This window comes from Serratia sp. 22264 (assembly GCF_052045345.1).
In the GTDB taxonomy this organism is placed as follows: Bacteria; Pseudomonadota; Gammaproteobacteria; order Enterobacterales; family Enterobacteriaceae; genus Serratia; species Serratia plymuthica.
On record NZ_JBQEOY010000001.1, the window covers coordinates 636659 to 657467 of the forward strand.

23 protein-coding genes are annotated in these 20809 nt (G+C 54.3%); 8 read left to right on the forward strand and 15 right to left on the reverse strand.

Translation table 11 applies throughout. From position 1 onward, the window contains the following. The first annotated feature begins 4 nt into the window (after nt 1-4). From ACTJJ1_RS03090 to ACTJJ1_RS03105, 4 genes are read left to right on the forward strand one after another with little or no spacing between them, the layout of a single operon-like run. A complete protein-coding gene (locus ACTJJ1_RS03090) occupies nt 5-316 on the forward strand; it encodes an ArsR/SmtB family transcription factor (RefSeq protein ID WP_440832335.1) in 312 nt (103 codons plus the stop codon). Further along, complete coding sequence (locus tag ACTJJ1_RS03095) at nt 313-747, forward strand: YeeE/YedE family protein (RefSeq protein WP_004942996.1); 435 nt, start codon at nt 313-315, stop codon at nt 745-747. The genes ACTJJ1_RS03090 and ACTJJ1_RS03095 overlap by 4 nt, the downstream gene beginning before the upstream one ends. A gap of 4 nt (nt 748-751) precedes the next feature. After that, a complete protein-coding gene (locus ACTJJ1_RS03100) occupies nt 752-1171 on the forward strand; it encodes a YeeE/YedE family protein (RefSeq protein ID WP_004942998.1) in 420 nt (139 codons plus the stop codon). After that, entirely contained in the window at nt 1171-1566 is a 396-nt protein-coding gene (locus ACTJJ1_RS03105; protein ID WP_004942999.1) for a VOC family protein, read from the forward strand. The genes ACTJJ1_RS03100 and ACTJJ1_RS03105 overlap by 1 nt, the downstream gene beginning before the upstream one ends. A 52-nt stretch (nt 1567-1618) precedes the next feature. Here the strand turns inward: ACTJJ1_RS03105 and ACTJJ1_RS03110 are convergent, their stop codons facing one another. From ACTJJ1_RS03110 to ACTJJ1_RS03125, 4 genes are all read right to left on the reverse strand, one after another. Continuing rightward, nucleotides 1619-3172, reverse strand: coding sequence for a peptide MFS transporter (locus ACTJJ1_RS03110; protein ID WP_020438834.1), 1554 nt, complete (start codon nt 3170-3172; stop codon nt 1619-1621). Between the two features lie 473 nt (nt 3173-3645). Next, entirely contained in the window at nt 3646-4884 is a 1239-nt protein-coding gene (mdtG, locus tag ACTJJ1_RS03115; protein WP_020438835.1) for a multidrug efflux MFS transporter MdtG, read from the reverse strand. A gap of 245 nt (nt 4885-5129) precedes the next feature. Then, nucleotides 5130-5414, reverse strand: coding sequence for a YciI family protein (locus ACTJJ1_RS03120; protein ID WP_004943006.1), 285 nt, complete (start codon nt 5412-5414; stop codon nt 5130-5132). Between the two features lie 112 nt (nt 5415-5526). Then, nucleotides 5527-6447 carry a Kdo(2)-lipid IV(A) acyltransferase gene (locus ACTJJ1_RS03125; protein ID WP_004943010.1) on the reverse strand — a complete coding sequence of 307 codons (921 nt, stop codon included), beginning with the start codon at nt 6445-6447 and terminating at the stop codon, nt 5527-5529. Between the two features lie 280 nt (nt 6448-6727). Between ACTJJ1_RS03125 and ACTJJ1_RS03130 the strand changes: the two genes are divergently transcribed. Next, nucleotides 6728-6889 (forward strand): hypothetical protein, encoded by a 162-nt coding sequence (locus ACTJJ1_RS03130; protein WP_006324651.1) that lies wholly within the window; start codon nt 6728-6730, stop codon nt 6887-6889. Nucleotides 6890-6907: 18 nt separating this feature from the next. On the opposite strand, the gene ACTJJ1_RS03135 is transcribed toward ACTJJ1_RS03130, so the two are convergent. Beyond that, nucleotides 6908-8005: an NADH:flavin oxidoreductase/NADH oxidase gene (locus ACTJJ1_RS03135; protein WP_440832340.1), complete on the reverse strand. Its 1098-nt coding sequence runs from the start codon at nt 8003-8005 to the stop codon at nt 6908-6910. Between the two features lie 207 nt (nt 8006-8212). On the opposite strand from ACTJJ1_RS03135, the gene trhO reads away from it, so the two are divergent. After that, entirely contained in the window at nt 8213-9280 is a 1068-nt protein-coding gene (gene trhO / locus ACTJJ1_RS03140) for an oxygen-dependent tRNA uridine(34) hydroxylase TrhO (RefSeq protein WP_004943014.1), read from the forward strand. A 72-nt stretch (nt 9281-9352) separates the two neighbouring features. Here trhO and ACTJJ1_RS03145 read toward each other — a convergent pair whose 3' ends face one another. Continuing rightward, nucleotides 9353-9931, reverse strand: coding sequence for a YceI family protein (locus ACTJJ1_RS03145; protein WP_004943016.1), 579 nt, complete (start codon nt 9929-9931; stop codon nt 9353-9355). Nucleotides 9932-9954: 23 nt separating this feature from the next. Further along, nucleotides 9955-10509 (reverse strand): cytochrome b, encoded by a 555-nt coding sequence (locus ACTJJ1_RS03150; RefSeq protein ID WP_006322539.1) that lies wholly within the window; start codon nt 10507-10509, stop codon nt 9955-9957. Nucleotides 10510-10945: 436 nt separating this feature from the next. Between ACTJJ1_RS03150 and ACTJJ1_RS03155 the strand changes: the two genes are divergently transcribed. Next, complete coding sequence (locus ACTJJ1_RS03155) at nt 10946-11998, forward strand: AI-2E family transporter (protein WP_440832343.1); 1053 nt, start codon at nt 10946-10948, stop codon at nt 11996-11998. 125 nt (nt 11999-12123) lie between these two features. Here the strand turns inward: ACTJJ1_RS03155 and ACTJJ1_RS03160 are convergent, their stop codons facing one another. The 7 genes from ACTJJ1_RS03160 to pyrC form a co-directional block, all read right to left on the reverse strand. After that, nucleotides 12124-12240, reverse strand: a complete 117-nt coding sequence (locus ACTJJ1_RS03160; RefSeq protein WP_006324655.1) for a DUF2770 family protein — start codon at nt 12238-12240, stop codon at nt 12124-12126. 112 nt (nt 12241-12352) lie between these two features. Next, complete coding sequence (locus ACTJJ1_RS03165) at nt 12353-12979, reverse strand: LuxR C-terminal-related transcriptional regulator (protein WP_004943023.1); 627 nt, start codon at nt 12977-12979, stop codon at nt 12353-12355. 223 nt (nt 12980-13202) lie between these two features. Then, the gene (gene solA / locus ACTJJ1_RS03170; protein ID WP_073439737.1) at nt 13203-14318 is read right to left on the reverse strand and encodes an N-methyl-L-tryptophan oxidase; all 1116 of its coding nucleotides are present in this window, start codon (nt 14316-14318) and stop codon (nt 13203-13205) included. A 144-nt stretch (nt 14319-14462) separates the two neighbouring features. After that, nucleotides 14463-14717 (reverse strand): biofilm formation regulator BssS, encoded by a 255-nt coding sequence (gene bssS, locus ACTJJ1_RS03175; RefSeq protein WP_004943025.1) that lies wholly within the window; start codon nt 14715-14717, stop codon nt 14463-14465. Between the two features lie 187 nt (nt 14718-14904). Next, nucleotides 14905-15177 carry a hypothetical protein gene (locus ACTJJ1_RS03180; RefSeq protein WP_006324659.1) on the reverse strand — a complete coding sequence of 91 codons (273 nt, stop codon included), beginning with the start codon at nt 15175-15177 and terminating at the stop codon, nt 14905-14907. 141 nt (nt 15178-15318) lie between these two features. Further along, complete coding sequence (gene dinI / locus ACTJJ1_RS03185) at nt 15319-15558, reverse strand: DNA damage-inducible protein I (RefSeq protein ID WP_006324660.1); 240 nt, start codon at nt 15556-15558, stop codon at nt 15319-15321. Nucleotides 15559-15636: 78 nt separating this feature from the next. After that, a complete protein-coding gene (gene pyrC / locus ACTJJ1_RS03190) occupies nt 15637-16683 on the reverse strand; it encodes a dihydroorotase (RefSeq protein WP_421416256.1) in 1047 nt (348 codons plus the stop codon). A gap of 224 nt (nt 16684-16907) precedes the next feature. On the opposite strand from pyrC, the gene ACTJJ1_RS03195 reads away from it, so the two are divergent. After that, complete coding sequence (locus ACTJJ1_RS03195; protein ID WP_004943033.1) at nt 16908-17195, forward strand: putative quinol monooxygenase; 288 nt, start codon at nt 16908-16910, stop codon at nt 17193-17195. Nucleotides 17196-17257: 62 nt separating this feature from the next. On the opposite strand, the gene rne is transcribed toward ACTJJ1_RS03195, so the two are convergent. Beyond that, complete coding sequence (gene rne / locus ACTJJ1_RS03200) at nt 17258-20629, reverse strand: ribonuclease E (RefSeq protein ID WP_440832347.1); 3372 nt, start codon at nt 20627-20629, stop codon at nt 17258-17260. Between the last annotated feature and the right edge of the window lie 180 nt (nt 20630-20809).

A 20809-nucleotide genomic window follows, 5' to 3' on the forward strand; every position in this document is an offset into this window, starting at 1 on the left:
TTCTATGAATATCGACAGTATGCGGCAGGCGGCAACGCAGGCTGGGGCGCTGTTGCGGGCGCTGGGCAACGAGGATCGCTTGCTGCTGCTATGCCAACTTAGCCAGCGTGAGATGTCGGTCGGTGAACTGGCGCAGACGCTGGGGATCCGTCAGCCGACGCTTTCCCAGCAATTGAGCGTATTGCGGCAGGAAGGGCTGGTGTCAACGCGACGCGAGGGCAAGCAGATTTACTATGCCGTCAGCGATGAAAAAACGCTGACGATCCTCAGCACCTTGTATCAACTTTATTGCCCGGCACCGGGAGCGACACCATGACCATTGACTGGCTGCATTTCACGCCGCTTTCCGCACTGGCCGGCGGGGGGATTATCGGCATCGCGGTGGCGCTGCTGTTGGTATTTAACGGCCGCATCGCCGGCATCAGCGGTATCACCGGTGGGCTGTTGACGCCGGGCGGTACAGAAAAAGCCTGGCGTGGCGCATTTCTTGTCGGGTTGCTGATTTCCCCCTGGCTGTATCGTATTGCCGGCCCTTTACCGGAAATGCCGGTCAGCGGCGGCAGCCTGTGGTTGATGGCGGCCGGGTTGCTGGTCGGTCTGGGGACCCGGTTGGGCGGCGGATGCACCAGCGGCCACGGCGTATGCGGCATGGCGAGGCTGGCGCCGCGCTCGCTGGCTGCCACGGCGGTATTTATGCTACTGGGGTTTATCACCGTCTGGGTTGTCCGTCACTTGGCGGGAGGCTAAAACCATGTTCAGGATTTTATTTGCGCTGTTGAGCGGGGTCATTTTCGGTTTGGGCTTGATTGTCGCCGGAATGGCCAACCCGACCAAAGTGTTGGCCTTTCTCGATATTACCGGTCATTGGGATCCGTCGCTGGCTCTGGTTATGGTGGGGGCGATTGCGGTAGCGGCGCCGGCTTTTTTTTGGGCCCGGCGTCGACAGAGAACGCTGTTGGGCGAGACGTTGCTCATTCCCACGAATCGCCGTCTGGATCGCCGTTTACTGGCGGGCAGCGCGCTGTTCGGCATTGGCTGGGGAATGGCGGGTATCTGCCCCGGGCCGGCGTGGGTGCTAGCGGGAGCGGGCTCGTTACCTGGCTGGCTGTTCGTGGCGGCGATGCTGGCGGGCATGGCACTGTATGAATTCATCATGATACGGAGAAAATAATGCCGATAACCAATGCGGTGCTGCGTATTGCCCGCCCGACCGATCGTCTGCAGGAAATCGCTGCGATGTACTGTCAGGGATTAGGGTTCGAACGGTTGGGGGAATTTGCCGATCACCAGGGTTTTGACGGCGTAATGGTCGGGCATCCGCAGCACGGTTATCACCTGGAGTTTACCCACCATCGCGGCGTAAAGGTGGGGCTGGCGCCGACGCAGGATCACCTGCTGGTGTTTTATCTGCCGCAGGAAGAGGATTGGCTCGCAGGATGTCGACGTATGCTGGCCGCCGGCTTTCGGCACGTGGTTTCTTACAACCCTTATTGGGATAATTGCGGGCAGACCTTCGAAGACCTGGACGGTTACCGCATAGTGCTGCAACGGCAGGCGTGGGGATAATAAAAAAAGCCAGCGCACCGGGCGCTGGCTGAAGGGCAAAGTGGAACGGCGATCAGGCGTTGGTGGCCGGTTTCTGTTCGCTTTTACCCTGGGTGTTTTCCATCATGCGACGGATAGGTACGATCAACAGCGTCAGGACTGCGGCGCAGATCAGCAACGCAATCGAGCAACGGGCGAACAGGTTCGGCAGCATTTCTAACTGATCGGCCTTCACATGGCCGCCAATCAAACCGGCCGCCAGGTTACCCAGCGCGCTGGCGCAGAACCACAGGCCCATCATCTGACCCCGCATTCTTTCAGGCGCCAGCAGAGTCATGGTCGCCAGGCCGATTGGGCTCAGGCACAGCTCACCCAGCGTCAGCATCAAAATACTGCCCACCAGCCACAGCGGGGACACGCCCGCACCACCGTTGCCCAGTACGTTCTGCGCGGCCAGCATCATCAGGCCAAAGCCCGCAGCGGCAAACAGAATACCGATAACAAACTTGGTGATGCTGCTCAGGCGCACTTTGTTACGTGCCAGCGCCGGCCAGGCCCAGCTGAATACCGGCGCCAGCAGGATAATGAACAGGGCGTTGATTGACTGGAACCAGACCGCCGGGATCTCGAAGCCGCCAATCATACGGTTGGTGTAGTCGTTGGCAAACAGGTTGAATGAGGTCGGTTTCTGCTCGAACGCCGACCAGAAGAACGCGGCGGAGACCAACAGGATAAAGCACACCAGCAGGCGGGCGCGCTCTTTGCGGCTCAGGCCGGCAAAGGCAAACAGGTAAATAAAGTACAGGGTCACCGAAGCGGCAATCACGTAAACCAGCATGCTGGCCACCGCCACCGGATTAATCACGATCACGCCCTGTGCGATCAGGGTGACGATCACCGCCACGCCGATGGCCAATGCGATTAACCAGGCACCGACGCCGTTTTTCTTGGCGACCGGGCTGTTCCAGGTGGAATCGAGACCGACTTCGCTGTCATAGCGTTTCATTGCCGGAACGGCAAATACCCGGAAGATCACCAGCGCCACCAACATCCCGATACCGCCGATGCCGAAGCCCCAGTGCCAGCCATGAGAGCGGATCAGCCAACCAGAAATCAGCGGGGCGATGAATGAGCCCATGTTGATGCCCATATAGAACAGCGAGAAACCACCGTCCCGGCGGTTGTCGCCCTTTTTGTACAAGGTGCCGACCATTACCGAGATACAGGTTTTGAACAGGCCGGAACCCAGCACGATAAACATCAGGCCGATGAAGAACAGGTTGTTGCCCATGACGGCAGACAACGCGATCGACAGGTGACCGAGCGCGATCAGAATGGAGCCGTACCACACCGCTTTTTGCTGACCGAGCCAGTTATCCGCCAGCCAGCCGCCCGGCAAGGCCGCCAGATACATGCTGCCGGCGAAAATACCGACGATCGCCGAGGCGTTTTCGCGTGCCAGCCCCATGCCGCCGTCATAGACCGTGGCGGCCATAAACAGGATCAGTAATGGGCGAATGCCGTAAAACGAGAACCGCTCCCACATTTCGGTAAAGAACAGGGAACCCAGCGGATAAGGATGGCCGAAGAAGGTCCGGCTTTCTTGGTTATTAACAGAGGATTGCATAACGTCTTCCCAATAAAATGCGCCGCACTTATGCGGCTTATACTGTGGTATGTATGTGTATTTAAGGAAGGTGATCCACCCAATGCGGATTACCCGACAAAACCGCAGCCGTAGCGCCCGTTAACCGTGGAAAGCGCGGCGACCTTTTTTCACTTGGCCAGTGATTTACATCTGGCGTGATATTATTTAACCATTTGATAACTGGATGGTGGTTTTGTCTAGTCCCTGTATCCCATTTTTTAGATGAAAAGTCGACAAACATCTCCTTTCTTGGTTTTTATGTTGGTTTGGGAAGGAATGTCATTGACAGCGGGTTTATTGTGCTAAAAGTTAATTACTTTTTTAAAAACAGGTAATTACATTAGGGTTTTTCTGGTTGATGCAGAAAGGTAAACGGCAAAAGGTATCAATACGAAAAGTAGGGTAAACGGACACTAGACCCCGTTAAGTGAATCAGTGAGTGATAAATGCGGTTATTGCTCTTCCTGCAGAGTGTCTTCTCTCATTCGTGTCGTCCGGCGTTGCAAACACCACCAGGAATAGGCGGCGTTAAACAGCACCACCAGGGCGGTGACGCAAAACACCGCCCGAAAACCGTAGCTGGCGGAGACCGCAGCGCCCAGCAGCGGACCGCTGACGTTACCTACGTCGCGGAACGACTGGTTATAACTGAAAATCCGCCCGGCGACTTGATTGGTGCAGTTGTAGATCAGCAGCGTTTGCACGGCCGGCAGCAGAGCACCGTCGGCGGCGCCAAGCAGGAAGCGCAATACACCGAGCTGCCACGGCGTTTGTACAAAGGCCATGGGGATCAGCAACAACACCGAGACAATCAGCATAAATACCAGAATGCGCTCAGGGCCAATTCGGTCACCCAGTTTGCCCAGCCGTGGTGCGCTCATCAACGCGGCGACGCCGGGCACCGAGGCGATCAGGCCGCTGATAAAAGCCAGATTATGAATGTTGCCGGCCAAGTCGCGCACATACAGCGTTAAAATCGGCGCGATTGATCCGGTGGCAATCTGGATAATCATGGTGGTGACGAACAGGCTGAGTATCAGTTTGGGGTTTTTCAGCGAAGCGAAGACCTGGCGCGCGTGCAGCATGTCTTTTTTCTGCACCGGGGTGAACTGTTCTTTGACGTACAGCAGCGTCAGCACAAAGCAGAGTAACAGCACGGCGGCGGTGATATAGAACACCGGTCGCAAGCCATATTGGTCGGCCAGCAGGCCACCTATCAGCGGCCCAATCAATGCGCCGCTAACGCCGCCGGTGGACAGGGTACCCAGCGCCCAGCCGCTGCGATTGCGCGGCACCTGGGTGGCAATCAGCGCATTGGCGTTGGGAATAAAACCGCCGAGCAAGCCAAGCACCGCGCGCAGGGCTAAAAACTGCCAGATATTCTGCGCCATCCCCATCAGAAGCATCACAATCGACATACCCAATGCCGAGCGCAGCAGCATCAATTTGCGTCCACGGCGATCGGCCAACCCGCCCCAGAAGGGCGAGGCAATGGCGGAGAACAGGAAGGTGATGCTGAACACCAGGCCGGACCACATGTTCAGCGCTTCGTGGCCGGTCACACCGAGCGTTTCTACGTATAACGGCAAGAATGGCATGATCAGGCTGAAGGCGGCCCCGGTGAGGAAGCATCCCAGCCAGGCGACGAACAAGTTACGTTTCCAGTTTACAGGTTCTGGTACCGAAGCCATAAATTACCGTTGCAGAAGGTGATGCGCTTTGCTCGCAGGCGAAAACAGGGGGCAAAGCAAGAAAGTTAGCCTGGTAAGTATGCGCCTAATTATGGGTAGCATCAATTGATGTGGCGGGGTTATGCGAAAAATGAAATAAAGTTTTAAAAATAACGCGTTGCCGGTATTCCGCGCTGGCTGCGCGGAATATGCCGGTGGTTATCAAACGGCATCGCCGTTGGCGGCAACCTGAAATTTAGAGGGACTTACAGCCCGGCGAGCACGTCAAAACCCTTGCCGGTGGTAGAGGGGGTGAAGTCGGTAATGTCGTAGTTGGCCACGGCGTTGAACGGATCCTGTGCCACGATGCTATCCAACTGCGCACGGTCAATGCCTTTCACCAAAATCACACCGCCAGTACGCGGATTTTTACGTCCGGAGGCGATGAAGGTACCGTCCTGGAAATATTTCTTCAGCCAGGCAACATGTCCCTCGAGATGGCTGTCAACTTCTTCTATAGGGCGATGGTAAGTCAGACTAACGATATACATAACGGCTCCAGGGTGAAAATACTGAGTACGATCAGGATGATTACCCTCTCACCATTATCCCCGTTTCTCAATACCCAGAGCACAAAATGACCCGCCATCAGGCGGGTTGTAGTCAATATAACGAAGGCTCGCCTTCGGGCCGGGTCTTGAAGCGGCGGTGCAACCACATGTACTGATCGGGCGCCATCAGGATCTCTTTTTCCACCACTTTATTCATAAACGCGGCGGCCACGAACTCATTGTCCAGCGGGAAGTTTTCCACTGCCGGCTGCATGATCAACTCATAACCTTTGCCATCCGGCAGACGACGCGGGGTAAAGGGAATGATTGCCGGTTTGCCCATTCGCACCAGTATGTAGCTGCCGGTGGTGGTAGCTGCCTTCTCTACGGCAAACAGCGGGGCGAATACGCTGCTGCGCGGGCCGTAGTCGTGATCCGGCGCATACCAGATGATGTCACCCTGTTTCAGCGCGCGGATCATGCCTTTCACGTCTTTACGGTCCAGCATGGACTTGTTGGAACGCATGCGGCCCCAGGTTTGCAGCCAGTCCATCAGCTTGTTGTCGTGTGGGCGGTAAACGCCGATGCCCGGGTTATGAATGCCAAAGATACGTGCGCCCAGTTCCAGCGTAAGGAAATGCAAGCCGATCAGCAAAACGCCCTGATGGTTGTCGCGTGCCTTTTGAATGTGTTCCAGCCCGCTGACGTGGAACCAGCGCTCGATACGCCAGTTTGGCCAAAACCAGGCCATACCGGTTTCAAACAGCCCCATGCCGACGGACTCAAAATTTTGCACCAGCAGCGCTTCGCGTTCGGCCTGCGGCATATCAGGGAAGCACAGCGTCAGGTTACGCCGGGCAATCGCCACGCGATGCTTGAGAAAACGCATGGAAAAACGGCCCAGTGAGGTCCCGAGGCGGTAAATAATCGGGTAAGGCAGTAATACCAGCAAATAAAGCAGGCCAATACCGAACCAGGTAAGCCAGTAACGCGGGTGCAATAAAGTGCGATTAAAAGAAGGAACTTGAGTCATGTGTTCTCAGCTTAGAAGCAGTCATTTAACAATAATAACAGAGTAATAGCAGGGTTTATCCTTCAGACGGACATTTTATTCACCCTGGTTTTTCTGCCGTTTATAACCACTATTGTGACATTTTTCTCGCGCAACGTGAAAAGACACCGCATTAATACATCATTTTAAGTGATGACTGGACATGACATGATTATTAATTCGACTAAATCGCTCTAAAGGATAAGGTCCGCGCACAAGAGATGCGTATCATGACCGCGCAATTATTCAGAAGGGGGGAGTTATGTGGGCATCATGGTTAAGTTCTGGGCTGCTGATCCTTGGGGCATTATTGGGCAGTCTGGGCGCGCACCTGCAGTTTAACCCTCTGCTGGCGGTTGCGGGAGGGGCGCTGTTGGCGGGGATAGTGATTTCCGGTTTTACCGAATGTCGACTTGGGCGCTGAGCGCCCAAGTCGTGTCTGTCAGTCGTTTTTAAACAGCCCTTTCAATACGTGGGGCTCGCAACGCCAGTACTGTGGCGGTGCGCTGACTTTTTCACCTAACCTGGCGGCGGCGTGCCACGGCCAGCGCGGGTTGTACAAAATGCCGCGCGCCAGCGCCACCATGTCCGCCTGGCCGGTGGAGACAATCGCTTCAGCCTGTTCCGGCTCGGTGATGAGTCCCACAGCGATAGTTGGCAGGCCGCTTTCGCGTTTGATGATTTCGGCAAACGGTACCTGATAACTCGGGCCGACCGGGATCTTCTGCTGAGGCGAAAGACCGCCGCTGGAAACGTGGATATAATCGCAACCCAACTCTTTCAGCGCTTTCGCCAGCGTCACCGATTGCTGTTCATCCCAACCGCCTTCCACCCAATCGCTGGCGGAAATCCGCACGCCGAGCGCTTTTTCCGCCGGGAACACCGCGCGCACTTCATTGAAAATCTCCAGCAGCAGGCGCATGCGATTTTGCAACGAGCCGCCGTATTGATCGTTGCGCTGGTTGGCCAGGGGGGAAAGGAACTGGTGCAGCAGATACCCGTGTGCGCCATGCAACTCTATCAGCTCGAAGCCCAGGCGATCGGCGCGTTTTGCCGCCGCAACGAACTGCGCTTTCAACCGTTCGATATCGTTCAGACTCATCGCCGCAGGGGGGGCATCATGCGGTGAGAAGGGCAAAGTGGAGGCGGATTGGGTTTGCCAGCCACCGTGTGCGGCGTTGAGCTGCCCGCCGCCCTCCCAGGGAATGCCGTAGGAGGCCTTGCGGCCGGCGTGGGAGAGTTGAATGCCTAATGGCATGGAGGCGTGTTTTCTCACTGCCTGCACCACCTGCGCCAGCGCCTGCTCGGTAGCATCGTCCCACAGGCCGAGATCGCTGGGTGTGATGCGCCCTTCAGGCGCGACTGAGGTGGCCTCGACGATCAATAACCCTGCGCCGGACAATGACAACTGACCAAGATGCATGGTGTGCCATTCGGTGGCTTTGCCCTCGTCGGCAGAATATTGGCACATAGGGGCGATAATAATACGGTTGGGTAAATCCAGCTCCCCCAGTGAAATCGGGGTAAATAACTGACTCATGACGTCCTCCGGATCCGTGGTAAAGAGAAAGAAAACTACCCTTAGGCTTATCGGGGTTTGTGACCGGCGTCAAGTTTCCAGCGTTAAACATTGCCGCCGGGCTAATGCTGTTTTGAGCGACATTTTCGGGTATTATGTGCGCCGCGCGTGGGCCTGCGGCCTGCGCGTTCAAAATAAGCCACCTCCCGAAAGACAGGAAAGTACACCATGCCAGTGTTACATAACCGAATTTCTAATGAGGAACTGAAGGCGCGCATGCTGGCGGAAACAGAGCCACGCACCACAGTTTCTTTTTATAAATACTTCACCATCGACGATCCCAAAGCGTTTCGCGACAGCCTGTACGTTGAGTTTGACAAGCTGAAGGTCTTTGGCCGCATTTATGTGGCCAAAGAGGGCATCAACGCGCAGATCAGCGTGCCGCAGAACAAGTTCGACGCGTTTAAAGCCGCGCTGTTTGCCTCGCACCCGGCACTGGATCAGGTGCGTCTGAATATCGCCTTGGAAGATGACGGTAAATCTTTCTGGGTGCTGCGCCTTAAGGTGCGCGATCGCATCGTCGCCGATGGGATTGACGATGAGAGCTTCAACCCGGCGAATGTGGGTGAGTATTTGCAGGCCGACCGCGTCAACCAGATGATTGACGATCCGGATACGCTGTTTGTGGATATGCGTAACCATTACGAATATGAAGTCGGCCACTTTGAAAATGCCATCGAAGTGCCCTCAGACACTTTCCGCGACCAACTACCGATGGCGGTTGAGATGCTGCAGGACAATAAAGACAAAAATATTGTCATGTACTGCACCGGCGGCATCCGCTGTGAAAAAGCCAGCGCCTACATGTTGCATAACGGCTTCAAAAACGTCTACCACGTGGAAGGCGGGATTATCGAGTACGCACGCAAAGCGAAAGAGCAGGGATTGCCGCTGAAGTTTGTCGGCAAGAACTTTGTGTTCGATGAGCGCATGGGCGAGCGGATTTCTGACGATGTGATCGCCAATTGCCACCAGTGCGGCGCCGCCTGCGATACTCACACCAACTGCAAGAATGACGGCTGCCATTTATTGTTTATTCAATGCCCGACCTGCGCCGCCAAATTTGAAGGTTGTTGCAGCGAGATCTGCCGCGAAGAGCTGAAGTTGCCGCGTGAAGAACAGCGCGCTCGCCGAGCCGGCCGTGAAAATGGCATCAAGATTTTCAATAAGTCGAAAGGGTTGTTGCAGACCACGATGCACATTCCGGCACCCGAGGATGAAGGCCCAGCAAGTTGAGCCAATGATAAGCGCGGCAGTTTTGCCGCGCTTTATACCCGTCGCCTTTCAGGCAACTCATAGCGCGCAGTATTACTTCGCGCGTACGCCTTCGACAGAAATAATCAGCTCAACATCCTGCGATGCCGGGCCGAGATCGGTAGTGATGCCGAAGTCTTTCAGCTTGATTTTACCGTTGGCCGCAAAGCCGGCGCGGTAGCCACCCCATGGGTCATTACCCTGGCCGATCAGTTTGGCGTCCAGCGTTACCGGTTTGGTAACGCCGTTCAGCGTCAGATTACCGACCACGGCATAGCCGTCACCGCTCTTTTTCACTTCGGTGGATTCAAACTTGGCCTGTTTGTTTTTTTCCACGTTCAAAAACTCTGCGCTGCGCAGATGTTTGTCGCGTTCGGCGTGATTGGTGTCGACGCTGGCGGTATTGATAGTGACGTTAACCTTGTCCTTGGACGGATCTTTTTCGTCGAAGGTGAAGCCGCCGTCAAAGTCTTTGAAGGTGCCGTACAACCAGCTGTAACCCAGGTGCTGGATGCGGAATTCGATAAAGGCGTGTTGCCCTTGCTTGTCAATTTTGTAGTCGGCAGCCAGCGCGGAACCGGCGCTCAGCAGCAGTGCGCCTGCGGTCAGGCCCAGTACGGTTTTCTTCAACATAGCAATCTCCATAAATCCAAAGGTTAATCGGCGCTGCTACCCAGCATCCGTTTCAAAGTCACATCACGATCAATAAAGTGATGTTTAAGCGCAGCCAGGCCGTGCAGTAGCGAGAGCACGACGACGGTCCAGGCCAGATAAAGGTGGATAGTGCCGGCGGTATCGGCCTGTTCAGCCATGCCGGTGACGGTGGCGGGGATGTCGAACCAGCCGAAAACGCTGATCGCCTGGCCGTCGGCGGTAGAAATCAGATAGCCGCTGATCAGGATGCTGAACAACACGACATACAGCGCGATATGAGCCAGTATCGCACTGACGCGAGTAAAACGACTGTAGCTGGCCAGTGGTTTTGGCGGCGGTGAAACGAAACGCCAGATCACCCGAACCACCATGACGATGAACAACAGTGTACCGATGCTTTTATGGATTTCCGGTGCCTGGTGATACCAGACATCGTAATAGCCCAGCGTGACCATCCACAAGCCCAGGGCAAACATGCCGTAAACCGTCAGCGCAACCAGCCAATGGATTAGCACTGAAATATGGCCAAAACGGCTGGCGGTATTTTTCCAAAGCATCTTGTTTCCTTACATTCATCATTTTCTGGGTGCAATAATTAAACTTTAAGAAACATAAAATCAATAATAAATTTAACTATGTTACTTCTTTAGAATATCAGTCAGTGAATTTGCGGAAGATTGCGGGAAGTTAATCAGTGAAATCGTCGTAGTGAATATCGTCATTTGAATGCACTTTTCCGTTACTAATTGAAATTAAAGCTTTTTATTTATTTGTGTCAGCTTTTGTCATTTTGCGTAAATACGATCTTTTTTTAACAAATAATCCGCTAGCAAAGAGCGTCGATTATTTCCAGTCTGATTTTGGCAAGGGTGCGGATTTTCTTGCTGGCTGGTGTTTATCGGCAGTTTACCTGCGCTGCAGCGGCAGAGTTTGCTAACATAAGAGGCATCTGGCGGCCCTGTGGGCCTGGATTATCAATACAAAGGAAATGTCATGGGCCGAACCCTTTTGACCGATCGCAGCCTGCGCCTGGCCATTATGTTGGCGATGCTGGTGATTATCCTGGCCGGTATTAAAGCGGCGGCAGACATCATGGTGCCGTTCATGCTGGCGGTATTTCTGGCGATGGTACTGAACCCGCTGGTGGCGCAACTCGAACGCTGGCGGATACCGCGCGTGTTGGGGGTTAGCTTTTTGGTGGTGGCCGTGGTGGTAGTGCTGATGCTGTTTATCGGCATGCTGGGTGCTTCGTTGAATGAGCTTGCCCGTTCATTGCCGCAATACCGCGGCATGATGATGGAAAAACTGCGCGAGCTGCAACATTACGCCGATCGTTTCAACATAACCCTGTCCACCGTGGCGATGCTGCAGTATGTCGACCCAAGCGCAGCGATGAACCTGGTCACTCGCCTGCTGAGCCACCTTTCCGGCGCTATGACCAATATCTTCCTGCTGCTGATGACCGTGGTGTTTATGTTGTTTGAAGTACAGTTGCTGCCTTACAAGCTGCAACAGGCGCTGGACAAGCCCAGTGAGGGGATTGCCAATATTCAGCGTGCGCTGGAGGGGGTAACCCGTTATCTGGTGATCAAAACGGCGATCAGTCTGGCGACCGGGATTATTGTCTGGGTGTTCCTTGCTGCGGTCGGCGTACGTTTTGCATTTATCTGGGGGTTACTGGCATTTTTGCTGAATTATATTCCCAATATAGGTTCGGTGATCGCCGCCATTCCTCCATTGATTCAGGCCCTGTTGTTTAACGGCTTTGGTGATGCGTTAGTGGTGGCGGGGGGCTTTATCATGATCAATCTGGTGATTGGCAATATGCTGGAGCCGAGGATCATGGGGCGAGGGCTGGGGTTGTCGACGCTGGTGGTATTTCTTTCGCTGATTTTCTGGGGATGGCTGATGGGGCCGGTAGGCATGTTGCTCTCGGTACCGCTGACTATTATTGCCCGCATTGCGCTGGAAACCACTGAAGGGGGGCATAAAATGGCCATTATCCTCGGCGATGGTCGGCCGGGCAAGAAAGTCACCTCGGAGTAAAGAAAAATCAGGAAGGGGGAGAGCGGGCGCGTAGTGTGTCCGTGACGACAATCTGCCGGGGACTCAGAAACGCCTGAAACACAAACGGGGAAGGTTGGTTGGCGTAGCGCCTTGAGTCAGGTCATTCAGGTCATAAAGAAGAAATAGACATCAAGCGCTAGCACCAGTAGCCACAGACAGAGGTACAGCACCAGATGTTCGCGTACATTGTTGACGATCGCCGACAGTATTTTATTTAGCATTCTAAGCAGCCAAAAGGTTAGGACCGCTGATTATAGTATTTTTGTAGCCAACGTTAATACTGTGAAAGGGCAAAGTGTGGGATCAGAGGTGAGTTTCACCTCTTTGAACAAGTTATACGGCCAGCAGGGACAGCGACATTGGGGCGGTCGGCGCGCTTGGCGGGTAGAAATAACGCAGTACGTTATAGAGAGAGTAAAACTCCAACCGGTTGCGGGCGTTGATTTTTTCCGTGATATGGCGTTTGTGAACATAAACCGTGTGTGAGCTGATTTGCAGCTTTTTCGCGATACGGTAATTCGGCATTTCCGCCATCCAGTGTTTCATCACCGTCAGTTCTTGCGGGCTGAACAGGGAATGTTCAACGCCAGCATCCATCATTGCAACAGGCTTTTCCCTCAGCATGCGCAGGGTAACGGGCAAAATACTTTTGTTGAACAGGAAGGCGTTATCAGTGATGCGCATCGGCGTTTCGCTGTAGGGATAAGGCGTGTCCAGATAAATAAACAGCAGCGCCGAGGGGCTGGCCTCAATAAAAGCCTGCAGTTGGGTATCATCGTCGTTATAGCGGCAATGCTTGGTCAGGTTTACCAGGATGTGGCTCGGCTGGTAACTGCTCAGTAGCGGCATCGCCTGTTCAATGCTGTGGCAACAGGTGGTCTGAACGAAAACATGGTCAGAAAAATAGTTGTCGATTCCGACTCGGGTGAAGCAGCATTCGTCCACGACAAGCAGTTTCATGGTGACGTCCTTGTTGATCGAAAAATTACTTGGGCATATCAGCTGTAAAATAAGACTTACACCATAGAGGATCAATTCGGAAATCCGGATACTTGTGTCAGAAATTTCCGTTGCCAGATTTTTTATATGATTTTTTAATGAGTTATAGACGTGGTGAATTGTAACCGAGGGGGAAACCGCAGCCCGCGCGGGTTAGCGGGTGCGGTTAGTGAATGGGAAAAGGTTAATTAAAACGTTTTAGCGCAAAGGGGGAGATGTCTACTGGCGGGTTTTTGTCTTCGGCAAACAGGGCGGCGATCTCGCCCAACACGCTGGCAAACTTGAAACCATGGCCGCTCAGACCGCTGATGACCATCAGTCGATCGCATCCCGGGACGGTGTCGATAATAAAATCTTCATCCGGACTCATATCGTAACTGCATGCTTCCCCATGTAAACATACCCCTACACCCGGTAAAAATTGGCGCAGAAATTGGAAGACTTCAGTGCCATCACTGGCGAAACTGCCGAAAGGTTTGCGTTGCTCAGGCGCATCCATCTCCTGGCCGCCGTCATGCTTACCCACTTTCAGCCCGTCGTTATCGGCGGGAAAACCGTAATAATGGTTGCCGTCCTGAGCCTCAACGGTAAAAGCCGGGAAACGGTTGTTGATGCTGTAACGGCCATCCGCCTGATGCCATGAAAATACTTTCCGCAGCGGTGCGATAGGTAACTGCGGCAGCAGCGCTTTTACCCAGGTGCCGGCGGTAACCACCGCTTTTCGGCCCTGGAAGCGGCCTTCAGAGGTGACGACTTCGACACCGCCATCAATAGGCTCCACTGCGCTGACGGGGCAATTGAACAGTTGGCTGCAACCGGCTTCATTAGCCAGTTTGATCAGGCAGGCGACGGCCTGTTCCGAGCGCAGGAACCCGGCATCGGGTTCAAACACGCCAATATAACCCTCAGGCGCGTTGAATTCGGGCCAACGCTGGTTAATCTGTTCCGTGCTGAGGTTTTGCGTGTTGAGGCGGAATTTTTGCGCGCTGCGTTGGGCATTGCTGATGAATTCAGAATGCTGCGGCCCGAGGTTCAGTACTCCGCAGGCTTGAAACAGTTCTTCGCCGGTTTGCTGAATCAGTGCGTTCCACAGGGCCTGGGCACGCAGAATCAGTGGCACATACTTTTCACCTTCGCCATAGGCATGGCGGATGATTCGTGTATCGCCGTGGTGGCTGCCGTTACGGTGTGGGGGCATCGCGCTGTCGATCATTAATACTTTCAAGCCGGATCTCGTAGCATAGTAACCCGCCGCTGCGCCTACCGAACCGCTGCCCACAACAATTAAGTCATATTCCACGTGCCGTAACCTCTCTGATATACGTTTCTTATCGGGCTATGATAAAAGGTTGGGCGCAGCAATGCACCCGTTGCGCTGTTGTGCCGGCAAAGAAAAAGGCGCCAGAGATAATCGCTGGCGCCTTAGGCTTTTTGGGGCAGTAAATTAGTGTTTTTTACGATCAAGGTCCTGGTAATCCGTTGCTTCAATCTTGGCAATGCCGGCTTCTAAAATATTGATTAATTGGCGTGCGACATCTGTAGTTAACCAAAGCGTTCTGTCTACTTGGGCTTCTTCTGGCGTCTGGTCTAGTGAAGACAGGTAATGAAGGCGTATCATCATGGCGTCATAAACGTCGACAGTACTAATATCCCAACCAACAAGCGGGTGTGTCTGAATTACTTCATCATTTCTGTCCATAAAGACCCCTTATTGAGTAGTAACTAACGTGAGTGACTAACGAGGATCAATGCGGCTCATCATCATGTGAGCAATTACAGTATACGCATATGGTTTCTGCGGTGGAGCTTTTCCATCCTTTTTTGCAAAATAAATATAATTATTCTACTGGCTGGCCAAGGAGGCCCGCGTGACGGGCATGCGGCAATCATTCTGCATCAGGAGGGGCGCTGTGTAACCGTTTCTCAAGTTCGGCGGCCAGATGCGCGAAATGCTGCTGCGTTTCGGCATCGCGATTCTGATTTTGCGCTTCCAGTTTCAGGCTGTGGATCAGCAATTGATTGGCTTTGTCATCCAGACCAAAAGCCAGATAGGAGAACGCAACTTCCAATACGTTCAAGCGCCGTTTTTGATCGCCAATCAGCGCCAGCAGCTCGCCAAAGGTCATCGTTTCTTCAGATTTTATCTTGTCCGGGACCATGTCAAACACCTCCTGTTAAAAACATTCAGTACAGACCAGATAAGGCATTTCTTCCAGCATAAATTGAAGGAGGGAGGTGAGTGCGGTTTCAAAGGCAAAAAAGCCGGGGAGCGACCCCCCGGCAAAAACAGCATTGCAGTGTTATTCTGCGCTGAACCACTCGTCTGCGCTTTCCCAGGTTTCCTGGAGGATTTCAGCGATTAGGTCTTTATCCGTTTTTAGGCCGCCAAGCACAGAAAGCCCGTTGGAACCGGCATAACGAACCTGAACTACGGCATCTGGAAATTGACGATTTACCCGCTTGCCCAGCTCGCCGGTCAGGGCTTCAATTGCCCCTGGCGGTAGCGGTCTGGTTTTATCTATAGTGACTTCAACACGCATGATTGCCCCCGAAGCGATTTACTGGTTATTTATACAGTTAAGTTCGTGCGGGAGCAAGAGGTTGCGTTAAAAAAGATTTTACGCCTTCACGGACCAGCTCAGGGTCTCCCCGGCCAGGAATGGCACAACCGCTTCGTTACCCATGGCTATCTCTTCCGGTTGCGTCGTCGGCACACGTTGCAGTTCGATAAAGTCGGCATTGACCGGCAGGCCATAAAAACGTGGGCCGTTCAGCGAGCAGAAGGCCTCCAGATGCTCCAGCGCGCCCAGTTGTTCGAATACGCTGGCATAGGCCGGGATGGCATTCGGGGCGTTGAATACGCCGGCACAGCCACAGCTTGACTCTTTGCGGTGCTTGGCATGCGGCGCCGAGTCGGTGCCGAGGAAGAAGCGCTCGGAACCGCTGGCGACTGCTTTACGCAGCGCATCCTGATGAATGTTGCGTTTCAGGATCGGCAGGCAGAACAGGTGCGGGCGGATACCACCAACCAGCATATGATTGCGGTTAAACATCAGGTGCTGCGGCGTGATAGTGGCACCAAGGAAACGATTGCCTTCCTGCACATATTGAGCCGCTTCTTTGGTTGTGATGTGCTCGAAGACGATTTTCAACTCTGGGAACTGCCGGCGGATTGGCTCCATAACCTGTTCAATAAAACGCGCCTCGCGATCGAAGATATCTACGGCTGCGTCGGTCACTTCACCGTGGATCAGCAGCGGCATACCGATTTTCTGCATTTGTTCAAACAGCGGGTAGATGCCTTTCACATCGCTGACACCGTGGCTGGAGTTGGTGGTGGCGTTGGCAGGATACAACTTGGCGGCGGTGAACACGCCTTGCTCAAAGCCGTCGACCAATTCGGCGGCGGCTAGCGAGTTGGTCAGGTAGCAGGTCATCAATGGGGTGAAATCGTGATCCTGAGGAACTGCGGCCAGAATGCGGTCACGATAGGCCCGTGCAGCCTCTACGGTAGTGATTGGCGGAGCCAGATTCGGCATCACAATCGCCCGGCCAAATACCTGACTGGTATAGGGCAGAACCGTTTTCAGCATGTCGTCATCACGCAGATGGATGTGCCAGTCGTCAGGGCGGCGGATTTTCAGGGCTTGAGGTTGTGCGGTCATGTTGCAAGGCTCCGGCGGTCAGAAACACGTCTATATAAAAGCGAATAATGGGGGTTATTCACGCCGGGGTGTAAGGATAAGCGGAAAGCGTCTTTGATGCATCTGTTTGTTCACGGCAAGTTGAAATCAATTGGCTTTCGGGCGCATAGTGACAGGGATTTTAACGATCCCCGTGTCATAACTGCTGGGTTATCAACGTTCATCATGTGGAATGGGAGAAAGAAATGGAAGTACGAGTTATTGCCACCCTGCAGGCGAAACCTGAATTTGTGTCTGCCGTCAGCGATGCTGTGCATGAAATTATAGAGCCAAGCCGTCAGGAGCTGGGCAATCTGCAGTATGATCTGCACCGCGATCTGGAACAGCCTGGCACCTTCGTGTTCTTCGAACGCTGGGCAAGCGCAGAAGCGCTGGAAAAACACAACGCCACCGAGCACTTTAAACAATTTGTCAGCCAGCTCGACGGCAAGCTGGATTTGCTGGATATCAAACAATTGAAAAAAATTGCCTGAACCGATTTTTTGGCAAGAAAAAACCCGCCATTTGGCGGGTTTTTTTATCGGAGCAGATTAACTTATTCGTTAACCGGCTGCGGTTTGGCTGCCGGCGCTGTGGCTTGATTCACCGCAGCATGACCTCCCGCCGAGCCTTTACCTTCGAAATTGAAGGAGGGGCGTTGCCAATCGCTGCCTTTCTGCTCTTCCGGCTCGTAAGCCGGCGCTGGGGCCTTGGTCATTGGCGCTGTGGCGATATGTTTATAGAGTGTCCCCTGCACCGGCGCTGGCTGCTGAACAACCGGCGGCTTTTCTGCAACAACGACCGGAGCAGCAGCTTCCTGAACAGGTGCGGCTTCAACGATGATCGGCGCTGGCGCTGCGACAGGCTCAACAACAACGGCAGTCTCTTCAGCAACAGCCGCGGCTTCAACCACCGGGGTTGCTTCGACATTCGTAGCTTCTTCAACCACGGTCGTCTCTTCAACCACGGTAGCTTCTTCAACTACTGGCGTCTCAGCCTGCGGTACCGCAGCCGTTTCCTCCAATTGAGCCGTAATGACCGGCGCAACAGTTTCAACTTCCGGCTGGGCTTCTTCTGCAATGACAACCTCAGCGGTTTCTACCGGTGCGAGGGTTTGTACGGCAGCTTCAGCGATAACCGGAGCGGCTACGTCGACAGCTTGTTGTGCCATCACGTTGTCGGCAGCGATTTCGGTAGCATCAGTCTGAACTTCAGCTTCTTCAATCACTTGTGCGGTTTGTGTTACAGGGTAACTTACCCATACCTTGCCAGAAGCCATTTCCGGAGAGGCGAAAGCCCCAGCCAATGGCATTGGCGACTGGGCAGGGTAACGCTCATCACGGTAACGGCGACGGCGCTGACCGCTCACGCGCAGATGGCGTGGCGAGCGGCGTGAACGGCGTGGCATGCCATTTTCGCCGTTGCGGTTGTCGCCCTGAACGTCATCTTCAGCCGGTGTCTCAAGGGATTCTGGCAGCAATTTAACGCTGTCTTCTTCCAGAGCCGGTTTCACGTCCTGGGTTTTCGCCACTGGCGCTTTAGGGGCCAGCAGCTCTTCCGCTGCGCGATGCAATTCTTCTTCCGCGGACAATACGCGAACTTTCTGCGACAGAGGACGACGCTGGCGACGCTGCATGTTTTGCTGCTGGCGTTCTTCCAGATCTTCATCGCTGATAACGTTGGTGCTGGTGTCTACACTTTCCAGTGCAGCCACTTCCTGCTGAGCCTGGCGCTTCTCTTCCTGACGACGGCGCTGGCGTTCGGCACGCTGGTCACGGCGTTGTTGCTGCTCTTCACGCTGTGCCTTGGCGGCTTCTTCAGACTGTGGCGCCTCGGCAACCGGTGCGGCAACCTGCGGTGCATTGCGGCGGTTGTTACGGCGTTGTTCATCGCGCACTTCACGCGTTTCACGGCCTTCACTGCGATTGTCGCGCGGCTCACGATTTTCACGTGGTTCACGGTTATCGCGCTCGCGATTGTCACGGCCTTCGCCGCGTTCCTTGCGTTCGCCACGTTCAGGACGATCGCTACGCTCACCACGTTCTCCGCGTTCACCACGTTCTTTACGGCCAGAACCCTGACGGCGTTGACCACGGCGATCCTGGCGGCGGTTTTCACCGTTGCCTTCGGCCTTAGGTGCTTCAACGGCAGGTTTGGCTTCAACAACCGGTTGTTCTTCACTGGCGAACAGCGCTTTCAAGCCACCGAACAGGCGGCCCAACAGACCTGGTTTTGCAGCGGTTGGGGCGCTTGGTTTGGCCACGACAGCGGCAGCAGCGGACTGTGCCGCCACAGGTTCTTCGGCAGGCGGCGGGGCGTCAGCCGCCAGAGAGAACGAAGCCAGAGCCGGTTGTTCCGGACGTTTGCGCTCCATCGGCGCATCGTCCAGTGGCTGGGCCATCTCTTCTTCGTGCAATTTCGGCAGCAGGTAGCTCAGGGTTGGTGTTTCTTCGCCTTTGCGCACACGCAGCACCGAGTAGTGCGGGGTTTGCATCTGATCGTTCGGCACGATGATCGCTTTCACGCCACCCTGACGTTTTTCGATTGCGCTCACCGACTCACGTTTTTCGTTCAGCAGGTAAGAAGCGACCTGAACCGGCACGATAGCGTGAACTTCTTTGGTATTTTCCTTCAGCGCTTCTTCTTCGATCAGGCGCAGAATGGAAAGTGCCAGCGATTCGTTATCACGGATGGTGCCGGTGCCGTTACAGCGAGGGCAGACGTGATGACTGGATTCACCCAGTGACGGGCTGAGGCGCTGACGCGACATCTCAAGCAGGCCAAAGCGGGAAATGCGGCCGATCTGGATACGCGCACGGTCCTGACGCACTGCGTCACGCAGGCGATTTTCTACTTCGCGCTGGTGGCGCACTGGGGTCATATCGATGAAGTCGATAACGATCAGGCCGCCAAGGTCACGCAAGCGCAGTTGGCGAGCGATTTCGTCCGCCGCTTCCAGGTTGGTGTTGAACGCAGTTTCTTCGATATCGCCACCGCGGGTTGCTCGCGCGGAGTTGATGTCGATGGCGGTCAAGGCTTCGGTAGTGTCGATGACGATCGAGCCGCCGGAAGGCAAGCGAACTTCACGCTGGAAGGCGGATTCGATCTGAGACTCGATTTGGTAATGGCTGAACAGAGGGATTTCACCGCTGTACAGTTTGATTTTGCTGCTGAAATCCGGGCGGCCCAGAGCAGCGATGTGCTCTTTTGCCAAATCGAGAACTTTAGGGTTATCGATCAGGATTTCGCCGATGTCCGGGCGCAGATAGTCACGGAATGCGCGCACGATCACGTTGCTTTCCTGATGGATCAGGAACGGAGCAGGGCGGCCTTCGGCGGCTTTCTTGATGGCTTCCCAATGCTTCAGACGGAAAGACAGGTCCCACTGCAGCGCATCGGCAGATTTGCCAACGCCCGCGGTACGAACAATCAGACCCATGCCATCCGGCAATTGCAGGGAGGAAAGCGCTTCTTTCAGTTCGGTACGGTCGTCACCCTCGATGCGGCGGGAAATGCCACCGGCACGCGGGTTGTTCGGCATCAGCACCAGATAACTGCCGGCCAGACTGATGAAGGTGGTCAAGGCTGCGCCTTTGTTACCACGTTCTTCTTTGTCAACCTGAACGATAACTTCCTGGCCTTCGCGCAGCACATCTTTGATGTTCGGGCGACCATGAGAAGAGTAGTTACTTGGGAAGTATTCGCGGGCGATTTCTTTAAGAGGGAGGAAACCATGTCGTTCTGCGCCGTAATCAACGAACGCTGCTTCAAGACTTGGTTCAATACGAGTGATTTTGCCTTTGTAAATATTCGCTTTTTTCTGTTCATGACCTGGGCTTTCAATGTCCAGATCATACAGCCGCTGTCCATCTACAAGGGCAACACGCAACTCTTCCTGCTGAGTTGCGTTAATCAACATTCTTTTCATCTTAACTTACTCGTTATTTTTACATTATCGACAAAGCTGCGGGCAAAATAACCTCATGGCCGGGTTAAAACCGAAAACCCCGTGTCTTCTCGCAAAGTCGTCAACCTCACGGTTGTCGCCTGCATAGGGGCGCATTATCTCGGTAAGCCTGTATTTCTTTGTGAAAAACAGCACTTTTAC

Coding starts and splice junctions, on each gene's coding strand:
- ACTJJ1_RS03090 (WP_440832335.1), top strand. CDS start 5: ATGAATATCGACAGTATGCGGCAGGCGGCAACGCAGGCTGGGGCGCTG.
- ACTJJ1_RS03095 (WP_004942996.1), top strand. CDS start 313: ATGACCATTGACTGGCTGCATTTCACGCCGCTTTCCGCACTGGCCGGC.
- ACTJJ1_RS03100 (WP_004942998.1), top strand. CDS start 752: ATGTTCAGGATTTTATTTGCGCTGTTGAGCGGGGTCATTTTCGGTTTG.
- ACTJJ1_RS03105 (WP_004942999.1), top strand. CDS start 1,171: ATGCCGATAACCAATGCGGTGCTGCGTATTGCCCGCCCGACCGATCGT.
- ACTJJ1_RS03110 (WP_020438834.1), bottom strand. CDS start 3,172: ATGCAATCCTCTGTTAATAACCAAGAAAGCCGGACCTTCTTCGGCCAT.
- mdtG (WP_020438835.1), bottom strand. CDS start 4,884: ATGGCTTCGGTACCAGAACCTGTAAACTGGAAACGTAACTTGTTCGTC.
- ACTJJ1_RS03120 (WP_004943006.1), bottom strand. CDS start 5,414: ATGTATATCGTTAGTCTGACTTACCATCGCCCTATAGAAGAAGTTGAC.
- ACTJJ1_RS03125 (WP_004943010.1), bottom strand. CDS start 6,447: ATGACTCAAGTTCCTTCTTTTAATCGCACTTTATTGCACCCGCGTTAC.
- ACTJJ1_RS03130 (WP_006324651.1), top strand. CDS start 6,728: ATGTGGGCATCATGGTTAAGTTCTGGGCTGCTGATCCTTGGGGCATTA.
- ACTJJ1_RS03135 (WP_440832340.1), bottom strand. CDS start 8,005: ATGAGTCAGTTATTTACCCCGATTTCACTGGGGGAGCTGGATTTACCC.
- trhO (WP_004943014.1), top strand. CDS start 8,213: ATGCCAGTGTTACATAACCGAATTTCTAATGAGGAACTGAAGGCGCGC.
- ACTJJ1_RS03145 (WP_004943016.1), bottom strand. CDS start 9,931: ATGTTGAAGAAAACCGTACTGGGCCTGACCGCAGGCGCACTGCTGCTG.
- ACTJJ1_RS03150 (WP_006322539.1), bottom strand. CDS start 10,509: ATGCTTTGGAAAAATACCGCCAGCCGTTTTGGCCATATTTCAGTGCTA.
- ACTJJ1_RS03155 (WP_440832343.1), top strand. CDS start 10,946: ATGGGCCGAACCCTTTTGACCGATCGCAGCCTGCGCCTGGCCATTATG.
- ACTJJ1_RS03160 (WP_006324655.1), bottom strand. CDS start 12,240: ATGCTAAATAAAATACTGTCGGCGATCGTCAACAATGTACGCGAACAT.
- ACTJJ1_RS03165 (WP_004943023.1), bottom strand. CDS start 12,979: ATGAAACTGCTTGTCGTGGACGAATGCTGCTTCACCCGAGTCGGAATC.
- bssS (WP_004943025.1), bottom strand. CDS start 14,717: ATGGACAGAAATGATGAAGTAATTCAGACACACCCGCTTGTTGGTTGG.
- ACTJJ1_RS03180 (WP_006324659.1), bottom strand. CDS start 15,177: ATGGTCCCGGACAAGATAAAATCTGAAGAAACGATGACCTTTGGCGAG.
- dinI (WP_006324660.1), bottom strand. CDS start 15,558: ATGCGTGTTGAAGTCACTATAGATAAAACCAGACCGCTACCGCCAGGG.
- pyrC (WP_421416256.1), bottom strand. CDS start 16,683: ATGACCGCACAACCTCAAGCCCTGAAAATCCGCCGCCCTGACGACTGG.
- ACTJJ1_RS03195 (WP_004943033.1), top strand. CDS start 16,908: ATGGAAGTACGAGTTATTGCCACCCTGCAGGCGAAACCTGAATTTGTG.
- rne (WP_440832347.1), bottom strand. CDS start 20,629: ATGAAAAGAATGTTGATTAACGCAACTCAGCAGGAAGAGTTGCGTGTT.